Source organism: Meiothermus luteus (genome assembly GCF_003574085.1).
GTDB classification, from domain to species: Bacteria; Deinococcota; Deinococci; order Deinococcales; family Thermaceae; genus Meiothermus; species Meiothermus luteus.
Genome location: NZ_QWKZ01000012.1, coordinates 13950 through 27073 on the forward strand (window position 1 = coordinate 13950; position 13124 = coordinate 27073).

At 62.8% G+C, this 13124-nt stretch carries 13 protein-coding genes; 4 read left to right on the top strand and 9 right to left on the bottom strand.

The window, feature by feature from the left end; translation table 11 throughout:
- Nucleotides 1-4 precede the first annotated feature (4 nt).
- Together Mlute_RS03035 and Mlute_RS03040 are read left to right on the top strand one after the other, a co-directional pair.
- Nucleotides 5-337 carry a cupin domain-containing protein gene (locus Mlute_RS03035; protein ID WP_119359280.1) on the top strand — a complete coding sequence of 111 codons (333 nt, stop codon included), beginning with the start codon at nt 5-7 and terminating at the stop codon, nt 335-337.
- On the top strand, nt 334-1500 hold the full coding sequence (locus tag Mlute_RS03040) for an oligogalacturonate lyase family protein (RefSeq protein ID WP_119359281.1): 1167 nt from the start codon (nt 334-336) through the stop codon (nt 1498-1500). Before Mlute_RS03035 ends, Mlute_RS03040 begins: the two co-directional genes overlap by 4 nt.
- On the opposite strand, the gene Mlute_RS03045 is transcribed toward Mlute_RS03040, so the two are convergent.
- The 8 genes from Mlute_RS03045 to Mlute_RS03080 all read right to left on the bottom strand — a co-directional run bounded on the left by Mlute_RS03045 (nt 1474) and on the right by Mlute_RS03080 (nt 11594).
- Nucleotides 1474-3774, bottom strand: coding sequence for a glycoside hydrolase family 3 C-terminal domain-containing protein (locus Mlute_RS03045; protein WP_220452055.1), 2301 nt, complete (start codon nt 3772-3774; stop codon nt 1474-1476). The genes Mlute_RS03040 and Mlute_RS03045 overlap by 27 nt on opposite strands.
- A gap of 2 nt (nt 3775-3776) precedes the next feature.
- Nucleotides 3777-4991: a Bcr/CflA family multidrug efflux MFS transporter gene (locus tag Mlute_RS03050; RefSeq protein WP_182482459.1), complete on the bottom strand. Its 1215-nt coding sequence runs from the start codon at nt 4989-4991 to the stop codon at nt 3777-3779.
- A gap of 68 nt (nt 4992-5059) precedes the next feature.
- Nucleotides 5060-5824, bottom strand: a complete 765-nt coding sequence (locus Mlute_RS03055; RefSeq protein WP_119359283.1) for an ABC transporter ATP-binding protein — start codon at nt 5822-5824, stop codon at nt 5060-5062.
- Nucleotides 5821-6801 (bottom strand): ABC transporter ATP-binding protein, encoded by a 981-nt coding sequence (locus Mlute_RS03060; protein WP_119359284.1) that lies wholly within the window; start codon nt 6799-6801, stop codon nt 5821-5823. The genes Mlute_RS03055 and Mlute_RS03060 overlap by 4 nt, the downstream gene beginning before the upstream one ends.
- Nucleotides 6801-7640 (bottom strand): ABC transporter permease, encoded by an 840-nt coding sequence (locus Mlute_RS03065; RefSeq protein ID WP_119359285.1) that lies wholly within the window; start codon nt 7638-7640, stop codon nt 6801-6803. Before Mlute_RS03065 ends, Mlute_RS03060 begins: the two co-directional genes overlap by 1 nt.
- Nucleotides 7637-8638, bottom strand: a complete 1002-nt coding sequence (locus Mlute_RS03070) for an ABC transporter permease (protein WP_220452056.1) — start codon at nt 8636-8638, stop codon at nt 7637-7639. The genes Mlute_RS03065 and Mlute_RS03070 overlap by 4 nt, the downstream gene beginning before the upstream one ends.
- Nucleotides 8639-8745: 107 nt before the next feature.
- Entirely contained in the window at nt 8746-10437 is a 1692-nt protein-coding gene (locus tag Mlute_RS03075) for an ABC transporter substrate-binding protein (protein ID WP_220452057.1), read from the bottom strand.
- 134 nt (nt 10438-10571) lie between these two features.
- Nucleotides 10572-11594 (bottom strand): LacI family DNA-binding transcriptional regulator, encoded by a 1023-nt coding sequence (locus Mlute_RS03080; protein WP_119359286.1) that lies wholly within the window; start codon nt 11592-11594, stop codon nt 10572-10574.
- Between the two features lie 140 nt (nt 11595-11734).
- Here Mlute_RS03080 and Mlute_RS03085 point away from each other — a divergent pair, with 140 nt between their 5' ends.
- On the top strand, nt 11735-12148 hold the full coding sequence (locus tag Mlute_RS03085; RefSeq protein WP_119359287.1) for a bacteriohemerythrin: 414 nt from the start codon (nt 11735-11737) through the stop codon (nt 12146-12148).
- A 40-nt stretch (nt 12149-12188) separates the two neighbouring features.
- Nucleotides 12189-12413: a hypothetical protein gene (locus Mlute_RS03090; protein WP_119359288.1), complete on the top strand. Its 225-nt coding sequence runs from the start codon at nt 12189-12191 to the stop codon at nt 12411-12413.
- 17 nt (nt 12414-12430) lie between these two features.
- On the opposite strand, the gene nth is transcribed toward Mlute_RS03090, so the two are convergent.
- Complete coding sequence (gene nth, locus Mlute_RS03095) at nt 12431-13123, bottom strand: endonuclease III (RefSeq protein ID WP_119359289.1); 693 nt, start codon at nt 13121-13123, stop codon at nt 12431-12433.
- Nucleotide 13124: the final 1 nt, after the last annotated feature.

A 13124-nucleotide genomic window follows, 5' to 3' on the forward strand; every position in this document is an offset into this window, starting at 1 on the left:
CCCGATGCAACCTGACCAAGACTGGGAAGCTGCTGAGCCCGGGGTGGCGCGCCGGCTGGTGGCCCTAGGCCAGCGGATGATGGCCATCCGGGTGCGCTTTTCCGAAGGGGCCGAAGGCGCCCTACACGCCCACCCTCACGAGCAGATTACCCAGGTGCTGCGAGGACGCTTCCGATTCTGGCTGGGGGCAAGGGAGCTCGAGCTGGCCCCAGGCGACACCCTGCTCATCCCCGCCGGGGTGGAACACGGCGCTTTGGCCCTGGAGGAAGGAGAGCTGCTGGATATCTTCTCTCCCCTACGGGAAGACCTATTGCCCCCATCTCCCGAGCGCGTATGAACCCTTTTACTCTCCTCACCGACCCCAAGACCCGCCGCCGCATCGTCCGGCTCACCGACCGAGGCAACAACGTACACCTCTACTTCACCGAAAACGCCTTCGTCCTGAACCGGCCTGAGATCGTCTTCCGCTCCGACCGGGCCAGCAAAGCGCAGCGGGCCCCCCACGAAAACCCCCACTACAACCTGTTCAAGCTCAACTTCCTGACCGGAGAGGTCACCCAGCTCACCGACGAAGCCCACCCGGTGGGCAGCGCCACCAAGACCCCCGACGGGCGCCTCATCGCCTACCTGACCGCCGGCCAGGTCAAGCTGCTGGACACTCTTACCGGAAAAACCACCCTCCTCTACGAGGATGACGGGCGCTACCAGCTTTACTCCCCCTCCATCAGCCCCAACCGCCGCTACGTGGGCTTCGCCCGCAACGAGCGGGTGCGCGCGGTCAACACCAACGTCAACTACGGCGGCTTTAAGGAAAGCTACTACCAGATCAAAGACGGCCGCATCACCCTAGCCTCCACCGATGGCTCGGGCTGGTTTGACGTCTTCCGCGACACCCATTGGCTGGGCCATTTCCAGTTCTCACCCCTGGACTCCACCCTGGCCATCTTCTGCCACGAGGGGCCTTGGAACCTGGTCACCCAGCGCATCTGGCTTATTGACCTGCTGGCCCGGGAGGTCCGGCCCCTCTTCCGCCAGGACGAGGGGGACGCGGTGGGGCACGAGTTTTGGACGCAGGATGGACTGGTCTTTTTTGACAACCGGGGCCCCGGCCACGACGGCACCATCACCTCGAGCAAAACCCAGGCAGTGGTGCATGAGCCCGCCCCCAGCAGCTTCCGCCCCTACGTGGGCTGGATGGACACCCAGGGCCGGCTGGTCCGGCGGGTGGAGATGCCCTACTACTGCAACCACTACCACGCCCACCCCCACCGGCCCTTGCTGGTGGGGGACGACGCCGAACGGCTGGTGCTCATAGACGTGCGCGAGGACACCCCCCGGCTCGAGGTGCTTTGCTACCACGGCACCTCCTGGCACACCCAGGCCAGCCACTGCCACCCCACCTTTAGCTGGGACGGGCGCTACATCCTCTACGCCTCCGACCAGGGAGGACAGGTCAACCTATACCTAATAGACCTAGAGGACCCGGTGCTCTTCGCCTGACCTCTTCACGCCTCGCACCCGGTGGAGCAGCTCCTGCACCATCGCCTCAGGCGGGGCGGGAAGCTGCTCCGACTGGAAGTCCAGCACGCTGCGCAGGGGCATGTCCAACAGGAAGCCCATCAGGTCCATCCCGATAAAGGTCTCCCCTTCCTCCAGCCCGAAGGCGGCTCGGATTCGGGGCAGCATCTCCTCCAGGAAAGGCTCCATTATCCCCCGGCCCCGCTTGTCCTGGAGCCACTCGCGCAGGGTGGATTCCTCGTTGAGCAAGGAGGGCCAGTCCTGGGTGGCCTCGAGCACCACTGTCTGGCAGAGCCGGATGTCGGCGGAAGAGGCCCCCACCAGAATCTCGTACTCCCCCTCCTCGGCCACCCAGTCCTTCAACCCGGGGTGGTAGTAGGCAAAGGCCCGGTAGTCAAGCTCTATCTCCACGGTCTTGGTCTCGCCAGGCTCCAGGGCCACTTTCGCGAAGCCCTTGAGTTCCTTGGGCGGCCTCGGCAGGCTCGCCTGGGGGTCGCGCACGTACACCTGGACAATCTCCTTGCCGGCCATCTGCCCGGTGTTGGTCACCTCAAAGGCGATGCGCAGGCCCTCGGTGTCCTTGAAGCGGGGAGGACAGCGCAGGTTGGCGTAGTGGAAGGTGGTGTAGGAAAGGCCGTGGCCGAAGGGGAAGAGCACCGGCAGCTCCTTGGCCTCGTAGTAGCGGTAGCCGATGTAAATCCCCTCGCCGTAGCGCACCTCTCCGTTCTCACCGGGAAAGTTGAGGTAGGCCGGGGTGTCCTGTAGGCGCAGGGGAAAGGTCTCGGCCAGCTTCCCCGAAGGATTGACCCGGCCAAAGAGGATGTCGGCGATGGCCCCAGCGCCCGCCTGGCCCATCAGCCAGCCCTGCAGGACCGCCCCCACCCCCCCAATCCACGTCCGCATGTCTACCGCCGAACCGGTGTTCAGGATGACCACCGTGCGGGGCTGGGCCTGGCTCACCGCCTGGATGAGGGCCTCCTGCTGTGGGGTAAGCCCCAGGAAGGGGCGGTCGTAGCCCTCCGACTCCACCGCAGGCGGCAGGGCCACGAAGACCAAGGCCACCTCGGCCTCCTTGGCCCGGGCCACCGCTTCCTCAATGAGCCCGGGGTCTTCCGCCAGCCCCTCGGGGTATCCCTCGGCGTAGGCAATCTGGGCCTCCCCGGCCAGCCTGCGCAGCTCCTCCAAGGGGATGTCCACCCGGGTGGGGTTGACGTTGGAGCTGCCCCCACCCTGGAACTGGGGATACCGGGCTGAACGGCCAATCACCGCGATTCGCTGGGGGTTTTTCAGGGGCAACAGGCCCTCGTTCTTTAGGAGCACCATCCCTTCTGCGGCGGCCCTTCGGGCCAAGGCATGGTGGGCCTCAAGGTCAAACTGGCCTCCCTTGGGGGTGGCCTTAGCCCGAAAGACCACCCGCAGGATGCGCCGCACCGCCTCGTCCAGCCGGGCCTCCTCCAGCCGGCCCGAGCGCACCGCCTCCACCAGGGCCTGGGTAAAGCGGGCCTTAGGGCCGGGCATGGCCAGGTCAAGGCCCGCTTCCAGGGCTGCCACCCGGTCCACCACCGCCCCCCAGTCCGAGACCACCAGCCCCTCAAAGCCCCACTCGTCTTTGAGAATCTGCTGCAGGAGGTAGCGGTGCTCGGAGGCGTAGGTTCCGTTCACCTTGTTGTAAGCGCACATCACCGTCCAGGGACGGCCCTTTTTGACCGCAATCTCAAAGCCGGTCAGGTAAATCTCGCGCAGGGTGCGCTCATCCACCCGCACATCAATCCGCAGCCGCTGATACTCCTGATTGTTGGCAGCGTAGTGCTTGAGGGAGGTGCCCACCCCCTGGGCCTGCACCCCCTGGATGTAGCTGGCGGCCAGCTCCCCGGCCAGGTAGGGGTCCTCGGCGAAGTACTCAAAGTTGCGGCCGCCCAGGGGGCTTCGCTTCATGTTGTTGCCTGGGCCCAGCACCACGTCCACGCCCAGGGCGATGGCCTCCCGGGCAATGGCCGCCCCCACCTCCCGCAGAAGCTCGCGATCCCAGGTGGCGGAAAGGCAGGAGGCGGTAGGAAAAGCCGTGGCGGGGAGGCTCTTAGCCCCCACCGCCTGCACATCGGTCACCCGCCGAACCCCATGGGGCCCATCGGAGACCACCATCTCAGGGATGCCTAGGCGCGGGATGGCCAGGGTGGTCCAGGCGCTGGCCCCGGTGCAAAGGGCGGCTTTTTCCTCTAGGGTCATTTGGCAGAGAATTTGCTCAACTTCAAGCATGGTCAACTCCTAAGAAGGTTTTGGCTCGAGGTGCGCAACAACAGCTGAAAGACTCCGAACAAGCCCAAGGCCAGGATGTAGCAAACCGCGATGATGAGGGCCATGGGCAGGGCTGAAGCCTCGGGGAAAAGCCCCAGCAGGCTCCCGGCCAAAGCGCCGGCGCTTGAGCCCAGCGCCCCCAGAAGCGAGGAGGCCAGCCCAGCCCGCTCGGGGTAGGGCTCCATGGCCAGGGCCTGGGCGTTGGGCCGCACCAGGCCCATTCCCCCTACACAGACGAAAAGGGCCGCCCAGACCCCCAACATTCCTCCCAGACCCGTGGCCGCGGCCAGCACCAGACCCAAAGCCGCTCCCACCATCAGGCCCATGGCCCCTACCAGGATGCGGCGGCTCGAGCGGCGCTTGAGCAGAAGGGCGTTGAGCTGGGAACTGAGAATCAGGCCGAAGGCGTTTAGGCCGAAAATAAAGCCAAAGTGCTGCGGTGAAACCCCGTATACCCCGATGAACACCGGCGAAGCCGCGCTCAGGTAGGTGAAGAAACCCGCCCCCATCAGGCTGTTGGGTAGGGCGTAGGCCAGAAAAGCCCGCTCGCGCAACAATCGGATGTAGTCTCCTAGGGCCGCCCACAGTGGGCTTTGGGTGCGCCGGGCCGGAGGATGGGTTTCGGGGAGGGCCAGCCCGACCAGACCCAGGCACAAAAGGCCAAACAGGGCCAGCAAGACAAAGATAGCCCGCCAGTCCAGGTACAGGAGTATCTGCCCCCCTACCAAAGGCGCCAGAATAGGGGCCGCCCCCATCACCAAGGTCAGGTAGGAGATGACCTGGGCAGCCTGGCGGCCCCGGAAGAGGTCGCGCACGATGGCCAGGGTGGTGACCATCCCCACCGAGCCCCCCAGGGCCTGCAAAAAGCGGAAGAAGACCAGCAGGGGCATGGAGGGGGCCAGCGCACAGCCCAGCGAGGCCAGCACGAAGAGCCCAGAGCCCACCAGCAAGGGTCGCCGCCGCCCCAGGCGGTCGCTCAGGGGGCCGTAGAGGAGCTGGCCCAGCGAGAGCCCTAGGAAGTAGACGGCCATGGTCTGGTGGGCCTGGGGGTTTTGGAACTCCTGGGCGATGGTGGGCAGGGCCGGCATGTAAAGGTCGGTGGAAAGGGGGCCGTAGGCGGCTAGGGCGCCGAGGATGAAAATCAGGCCCAAAGAAGGGGTTTTAGAGGCGGGTTCCACAGAATTACCCCAAAACAGGGCGCAGAAGCGCTGACCCTGGGTATACCATGGCCGGAGCGGGCACAATGTCATCCGTGGAACCTGGGCACGTCGGACAAAAGACGCTTGGTGTAGGGGTGCTGGCTCTGCTCCACCACTCGCTCCACCGGCCCCTCCTCTACCACCTCCCCTTGGTGCATCACCAGAATGCGGTCGCTTAGGTAGTAGGCCTGGCCGATGTCGTGGGTGATGAAGATGATGCTGGTTCCCTGCTCTTGACGCAGGTCTTTGAGCAGGTTGAGCACGGTGGCCCGAAGGCTTGCGTCTAGGGCCGAGGTGGGCTCATCGGTAATCAGCAGGCGGGGCCGAAGCATGATGGCCCGGGCAATCATGACCCGCTGGCGCTGGCCCCCCGAAAGCTGGTGGGGATACTTCCCTAAAATCCCTTCCGGCTCGAGCCCCACGCTTTGCAAAGCCGTGCGTATGCGCGCTTCGCGCTCCTGGGAAGAAAGGGGCCCAAGGAGGCCCAGGGACTTCTGCAGCAAGCGCCGCACGCTGTAGAACTGGTTAAAGGAGGAATAGGGGTCCTGAAAAACCGCCTGCACCATGCGCCAGTAGGCCCGCAGGGGTATGCGGAACACGTCCCGACCCTCCAAGCGCATCTGGCCCTGGGTAGGCGAGAGGAGCCGCAAAATCAGCCGGGCCAGGGTGGACTTCCCTGAACCGCTCTCGCCCACTACCGCCACAATCTCACCCGGCGCCAGGCTAAAGGTCACCCCCTTTACCGCCTGCAAGGTTCGCTTCCCACTCCCAAAGGTGCGGCCCAGGGCCTCCACTTCCAAAAGGCTCTTCATGCCAGCACCTCCTCCAACAGCCAACAAGCCGCGAAACGCTCCTCGCCGCCAAACCGGGGCGGCTCTAGCTCGCTGCAACGAGGCTGGGCGTATTTACAGCGAGGAGCGAAGCGGCAGCCCGGCGGCGGGCTTCGCAGGTCGGGGGGCGTTCCTTCAATCCCCTCGACGCGCTTTTGGCGAATATAAGGTTCAGGAACCAGCACTGCCCCTACCAGGGCCTGGGTGTAGGGATGGCGGGGGGCCTCCACCAGCTCCTCGCTCGGCCCCAGCTCCACCACCTTTCCGGCGTACATGATGGCAATTCGGTCTGCAACGCTGCGCAGCAAGGGTAGGTCGTGGGCGATGAAGATGACCCCCTCAATCACTCCTTGTTCCAGGAGCTTCCTAAGCATCCTCACCACCGCCTTCTGGCTCGAGACGTCCAGGGCTGAGGTAGGCTCATCGGCAACCAACACCTTGGGGTTGAGCAGGGTGGAAATCACCGTGACCACCCGCTGCCGCATGCCTCCTGAGAGCTGGTGCGGGTAGGCCTCGAGGACCCGGCTAGGCAACCCAAGCTGCTCAAGGCGCTCCCGGGCGCGCGCATAGGCCTCCTGGGGGGTAGTCTTTGGCTCGTGGGCCCGAATGACCTCCAGGGCAATCTCACGAACTCGAGCGGTAGGGTTCAAAGCGTTTAGAGCGCCCTGCGGGAGCAGCGCCACCTTGCGGCCACGCAGCTCACGGGGCAAGTGAATCCCCTGCCCCAGTGGGTAGACTGCGCCATCCAGCCAAAGCTCCCCTTGCTCCACCCAAAGGGGGGGGCGGGCCAAAAGGGCCAGTACCTGGGCCAGGGTAGACTTTCCGCACCCCGACTCCCCTGCAATTCCCAACACCTCACCACGGCGCAGTTCCAGCGAAACGCCATCCACTGCCCGAACCCTTTGCCCACCTTGGGCGTAAGCCGCACAGAGGTTCTTCACACGCAGCAGGGTGTCCATCAGGCCCTCCGCAGACGGGGATTGAACACCTCGTCCAGGCTTGACTGAAGCAGCAAAAGCGCGAACGAAATGACCGTGAGCAGCAGCGTGGGTGGCAAAAAAGCCCAATAGGCCCCAGTACGGATGGCCTCGCCCTGAATGGCAAACTGCAGCATCTTGCCTAGACTGATGGTGTTGTCTGGCCCTAGCCCCAAGAGGCTTAGCGCAGCCTCGCTCAGAATGGCGCTGGCTAGCTGAAGCACAAAGGCCATGAAGATGTAACTGAACATGTAGGGCAGAATCTCCCAAAGAATGATGGAGAAAGTGCCTGCCCCTGAAAGCCGGGCCACGTCTACATGCTCACGAACGCGCAACGAGGCGGTTTGGGCCCGAATGGCTCGAGCCGTCCAAGGCCAGCTCGTGACGCCGATGATGAGGGCCAGCGAGACCAGGGTGCGCGACTCCAGGGCCACCGAAAGCAGGATTAGAATCACGATGGTCGGGATGGTAATCACCACGTTGGTGAGGCCCATCAATATCTCATCCACAACCCCGCCCAAGAAACCCGCCAGGGTGCCAATCAACACACCAATTGCGGTAGCCACCAGGCCTGCGATCAGCCCTATCTTGAGCGAGGTGCCCAGCCCGTGCATGAGCTGCAAAAAGACATCGTTGCCAATGACATCGGTGCCTAGAATGGCGTTGGCCGAAGGCGGGTCGTAGCGGCCTCCCACCGCAAAAAGCGGGTTGCGGGTGTCCAGCATTGGACCCAGTACCGCAAAAGCCACCACCAGAAGGAGTATCCCCACGCTCAAGCGGAAGCGCCCTTTGGACAAAAGTTGGGCCAAAAGCGGGTTCATCGCTCACCTACCTGGGCCGCGCGAACTCTAGGGTCAATGAGGCCGTAGGTCAGGTCTATGATGAAGTTTGCCGCCAGCACAGCCACCGTCACCAAAAGGGTAATCCCCTGGATAAGGGGGTAATCATTCTGGCGGATGGCGGTAAAAAGCAGGCTGCCAATACCGGGGTAGGAAAAGACCACCTCGGTTAGCAGCGCCCCACCCACCAGCGAACCGATGGCCAAGGCCAGCCCCGTGATCTGCGGCAGCATGGCGTTGCGAAAGATGCTCCTTACAATACGGCGGTCGTCCACCCCCAGGCTTCGCTGGTAGTGAACATAATCAGCGCTCAACTCGTAAATGGCCATGGAACGCATCCCCACCGCTTGCCCTCCGATTAGAACCAGCACCAGCGACAAAAAGGGCAATGTGTAGTGGTGCAAAACATTGAGGACAAAGCCCAGGCTTAGGTGAGGGGTAGTACCGGGGGCATAGCCACCGAAGGAAGGGAAAAGGGGCAAGGCCACCGAGAAGAGATAGAGAAGCAGTATGGCCAAGCAGTAGTAGGGAATGTTAGAAAGAGCCAGAAAGCCCAAGAAGGCCCACCGGTCTACCCAACCTCCCCGGTAGGCCGCCAGCACCCCCAGCCAGTTCCCTAGAATCCAGCCCAGCAGTATGGCCGGGAGCTGTAAGGCCACCGTCCAGGGCAGCGAGGCCGCAATTAAATCGGCCACCTTGGCAGGATAATTGCCAAAGGAGGTCCCCAAATCACCCCGCAGGAGGTTTCCTAAATAGTTCAAGAACTGCTCCAAAGGAGGCCGGTCCAGGCCAAACTCCTTTAGGAAAGTTTGGTATATCTGCTGGCGGGCCTCCCCTTCGCTGCCGCCCCCTTGGGCCATGCGGGCCACAATGGTGTCCACCGGATTTCCCGGAATCAAGCGGGGCAGAAAGTAGTTGAGCACCACCGCAGCCAAAAAGGCCATGGTATACCAAGCGGCCTTGTTCAAGGCGTAGCGCAAGAATGGGTTTATTCCTCACCTCCTTCCTTTGGGGATACCCCAAAAGCCCTTGGGGCACCCCCAACAGGAACCAATTGCTTGGTCAGCTCCCTAAGCTCAGCGGCTCTTTATCTTGTAAACCGCACCCCAGCCCCACTGTGCATAGGCGGCGCATAGGGATTGGCGGCGTTGGGGAAACCCGTCCAGACCGTTTCGTTGTACTGGAAGAATTCAAGCGGCCGGTACATCAACGGGATGACCGGCACATCGGTCATAAAGATTTTGTCTAGCTCACCGTAAAGGCGTTTGAGCTCGGCCTCACTGGTGGCCGCAGCGGCTTTATCCAGAAGCTCTCCCACCTTGGGGTTGCTGTAGCGGTTGTAGTTCCAGAAAGCAGTCTGGCCCACCGGGGGCACACCCCGCCCGTCCAGCACATCGCGGAAGCGCTGCCAGGGGCTAGCCGGCCCCACCCCGCTCACAAACCAAAGCCCCAGGTCAAAGGTACCGTTGGCCATATTCTGGTTGGCCACCGGATACTCCGGAAACTCGGTGCGAAGGTCAATTCCCACCGCACGCGCGTTGGCGGCCACAATCTCCAGAGCCTGGTTCCAGTCTGTCCATCCGAAGGGGCACTGCACCTTCCAAGGACCGAGCCGGGTGCCGTCGGGAAGAACGTAGATACCATCGGAACCCTTCTTTGCGCCTAGCTCTTTCTCCAGGATTTCCAATGCCCGCCTGGGATTAAAGCTCCAGCCTTCCTTCCGAACCAGCTCGGCATCAAAAAACTTTTTCTCACCACCTTCAGGAATGATAAGGCTCGAGTTCACCGGCACCGAGTAGTTGGACATGGCGGTCTGGGCTATAAGAGGGTAGTTAATGGCATAGGCAATGGCCCGCCGCACCAAGGGGTTGTCCAGACCTTTCTTGTTGACATTTATGAAAATGATGGGAAGGTGGCCGGGAAGATGATAAGGAGGCTGCTTGAGCCACGTGGAAACAGGTAGGCGCTTCTGCTCCCACATTTTCCAAATCTCGGGCACAAACTGCTGGGAAAGGTCAACCTGGCCCTGCTCCAGCGCCAGGTTTCCAGCCTCGTTGGACTTGAAGATGGGATGCACGATGTAACGCGGTGCGGGCAAGCCCCAAACCGAGCGGCCCCAGTAGTTGGGATCGCGCTCCAGCACAATTCGCTCGTTGTTGTACTCCTTGAGCTTATACGGCCCTGAGCCCACCGGGTTGAGGTTGGCAAACTGCAGGATGGAACGCTCGGTTTTTTCCACCTGCGACCAAATGTGTTCAGGAAGAATAGTTACGCTGGCCAGGTAGTTGCGTACCAACCCAGGGTTCGGCTTTTGCGGGTTGAGCTGGATGGTTACCACGGTGGGGCTGTTCGCGCTCACCGATCTCACGTAATCCCAAAAGGGGGCATACCCCACGGGATGGCGTTTGGCCAGCTCAAAGGTATAGACCACATCCCGGCTGGTGAGGGGCCTTCCATCCTGCCAGCGAGTGCCGTTGCGCAGGGTAATGCGGAAGGTGGTGGGGTTAGGGGTCTCCAAGCGCGCTGCGAGCTGGGGCTCCAGCTCTCCGCTCAGCATGTTGTAGACAAAGAGGGTCTCGTAAAGGAGTTGGCTGCCAAAGGCGGTAGGAGCTGTGTTCGGCCAGGCTGCACCGGCCTGGGCCATCAAGGGATTGAAGCTTGAAGGAGGCCCCCACTGCAGCCCCCCCACATACAAGGTCTCCTTGCGGGGAAGCGATTGGGCCTGAACCCCTCCACAAAAAACCAGAAAGCCGAGAACGAAAAGCCAAATTTTGCGCACGGTTTACCTCCTAAAGCAAAAGAACTCGGTAGACTCCAGGGTGCAAAACACCCCCCGCCCATCCTGTTGATGGTCGCCTGACATCCCTAAACGCCTGGTCTAAACGGTCCTCCCCACAAAAACCCCGCCTGGGGCTATACCATCACCTCCTTTGCCCTTGTGGTGGTGGAGCGCACCACCAGCTCGGTAGAAAGGGTGAGTCGGCTGGTGGGGGGTCGGACCCCCCGCAGCATGGCCACCAAAAGACGCGCCGCCGCTACCCCCATCTGGTAGAGCGGCTGGCGAACGGTGGTAAGGGGTGGATACACCTGGCTAGCCTGGGGAATATCGTCAAATCCAACGATGGAAACATCCTCTGGTATTCGCAGCCCCATCTGCTTGGCCGCTTCCATCACCCCAAAGGCCATCAGGTCATTGGCGGCGAAGACCGCGGTGGGCGGCTGGGGCAGCGAAAACAGTTGCTGACCCGCCGCAAAACCGCTGGGCTGCTGAAAGGTTCCTTGCACCACCAAAGTCTTATCAAAGGGCAGGCCCGCGCTGGCCAAGGCTTCCTTGTAGCCCTTCAATCGGGCTGCTGAAGCCCCAAAGCCCTTCGGTCCGGCCACATAGCCGATGCGCCGGTGGCCCAGCTCCAGGAGGTGGGCCATAGCCTGGCGGGCCCCAGTGTAGTTGTCCACGTCCACCGAAGGGAGCAGGATTTGCTGGCCCCGGTGGTCAATCACCACCACCGGAACCCCCGCCTGTTCCACGGCTAGGAGCATTCGATCAGGGGTTTGGGGCAGAATGAGCAAAAGGCCATCGGTCAGGTTTTGCAAAAAAGCCACCTGCTGCTGCTCGCGGGCCATATCTGAGGCGGTAGAGATGAGCATCTCCATCCCCACCGCCCTCAGCTCATCGCTTGTGCCGCGCACGATCTCCCCCACAAACTGGGTGGTGAGGTCGGGCACCAGCATGCCCACGGTTTGCGTACGCCCCCCAGCCAGGCTGCGGGCTGCCAGGTTGGCGGTATAGCCAAGCTCACGGATGGCCTGCTCAACTCGAGCCCGGGTCTTCTCCGAAACGTTGGGGCGTTGGTTAATCACGTTAGAGACCGTGACGGTGGAGACCCCGGCAAGCTGGGCGACATCCTTCAAAGTGGCTTTGCGAAGCTTTCTCATGCAATCCAGCTTAGTAGGCGGTTTTAGTTAATCGGTAAGTTAATCGCTTAACCTAAAGCCTGTCAACCCCACCCCCAAAAAGACACGCCAGGACATTCCTCACACCCCCCAGGGCCTACAATCCAGCCCAGGGAGGGAATATGCCCATCCAGTGGAGTGAGCAGTACGCCGTGGGCGAGGCCCGGGTGGACCGCCAACACCAGAAGCTGTTTGAGTACATCAACCGGCTCGAGCGCCTGCTCGAGGAGGCCCAAAATGAGCCCCTAGACCGAGCCGAACTGGAGAACGTGTTCGCCTTCCTCGAGGCCTACGTCCACACCCACTTCGCCTACGAGGAGCTGTGCATGGCCCTGCGGGGCTGCCCGGTAGCCCAAAAGAACAAGGAGGCCCACGAAAGGTTCCTGGGGTTCTGGACCGACTTCAGCCGCGAGCACACCCCAAAAACCGTGGACCCCCCGGCCCTAAAGCGGCTTCACGCGGCCCTCTCGAGCTGGCTCACCCAGCACATCTGCAAGATCGACGTGACCCTGCGAAAGGCCCCGCCCCAGGCCTGAGGCTTACCCTCCTCATCCCCCGAGGGTCTACCCTGTGGGCATGAGAGGTTTCTATCTCCCTAAGGGCCCGCTGGGGCTGCTGGTCCTATTCCTGGCCGGGTCGGTGGGGTTTTTCCTGGTGCTCTGGCTCCTGGCCACCTTTTGGGTACTGGCGGTGGGGGCCGGGCTGGTGGGGGCCTTGGCCTACGGCTGGCGCCGCCTGGAGGCCCGGCTGCGCCCCCGCCGCTGGCGGCGCTTACCGGTGCGCCTGCGGCGCTGGGACTAAACCCATCCAGAGGACGGCTACCAGGCTCCTTTGCTCAGGCACTCGGCGTAAAGGGGGCAGTCCTGGCACTTCGGCCTGCGGGCCGTGCAGCGGTAGCGGCCGAAGAGGATTAGGGCGTGGTGCACGTAGACCCACTTTTCCTTAGGGAACAGCTCCTCGAGCTCGGCCCCCATCTTCTCGGGCGTCCTCGCCTCGGAAAGCCCCAGCCGCCGGGCCAGCCGGGTCAGGTGGGTGTCCACCGCAATCCCCGGCACCCCAAAGGCCGCCCCCAGCACCACCGTGGCGGTCTTCCAACCCACCCCGGGCAGCTCCTGCAGGCGGGCTTTGTCCTTTGGCACCTGGCCGCCATGCTTTTCCACCAACTTTTGGGCCAGGCGAACCAGGTTCCTGGCCTTAGAGCGGTACAGGCCGATGGTCTTGATGTAAGGCTCCACCTCCTCTGGGCGGGCCTGGGCCAGGGCAAAAGCGTCGGGGTAACGCTGGAATAGGGCCGGGGTAGCCTTGTTCACCGAGGCGTCGGTGGCCTGAGCGGAGAGCACCGTGGCCACCAGCAGCTCAAAGGGGTTGGCATGCGAAAGCTCGGTGGTGGCCTGGGGGTAAAGCTGCTCCATCACCGCCAAAACCTTGGCGGCCCGCGCTTTCCTGGCCTCCAACGAGGCCTTTGAGCCGCCCTGCGGCCCCTTGCTTCCCTTGGGAACCGCCCGGGCCATG

What these genes read in the sequence shown, in the direction of transcription:
- Mlute_RS03040 (WP_119359281.1), top strand. Translation starts at nt 334, where the DNA reads ATGAACCCTTTTACTCTCCTCACCGACCCCAAGACCCGCCGCCGCATC.
- Mlute_RS03080 (WP_119359286.1), bottom strand. Translation starts at nt 11,594, where the DNA reads ATGAGAAAGCTTCGCAAAGCCACTTTGAAGGATGTCGCCCAGCTTGCC.
- Mlute_RS03055 (WP_119359283.1), bottom strand. Translation starts at nt 5,824, where the DNA reads ATGAAGAGCCTTTTGGAAGTGGAGGCCCTGGGCCGCACCTTTGGGAGT.
- Mlute_RS03085 (WP_119359287.1), top strand. Translation starts at nt 11,735, where the DNA reads ATGCCCATCCAGTGGAGTGAGCAGTACGCCGTGGGCGAGGCCCGGGTG.
- Mlute_RS03065 (WP_119359285.1), bottom strand. Translation starts at nt 7,640, where the DNA reads ATGAACCCGCTTTTGGCCCAACTTTTGTCCAAAGGGCGCTTCCGCTTG.
- Mlute_RS03060 (WP_119359284.1), bottom strand. Translation starts at nt 6,801, where the DNA reads ATGGACACCCTGCTGCGTGTGAAGAACCTCTGTGCGGCTTACGCCCAA.
- nth (WP_119359289.1), bottom strand. Translation starts at nt 13,123, where the DNA reads ATGGCCCGGGCGGTTCCCAAGGGAAGCAAGGGGCCGCAGGGCGGCTCA.
- Mlute_RS03035 (WP_119359280.1), top strand. Translation starts at nt 5, where the DNA reads ATGCAACCTGACCAAGACTGGGAAGCTGCTGAGCCCGGGGTGGCGCGC.
- Mlute_RS03090 (WP_119359288.1), top strand. Translation starts at nt 12,189, where the DNA reads ATGAGAGGTTTCTATCTCCCTAAGGGCCCGCTGGGGCTGCTGGTCCTA.
- Mlute_RS03045 (WP_220452055.1), bottom strand. Translation starts at nt 3,774, where the DNA reads ATGCTTGAAGTTGAGCAAATTCTCTGCCAAATGACCCTAGAGGAAAAA.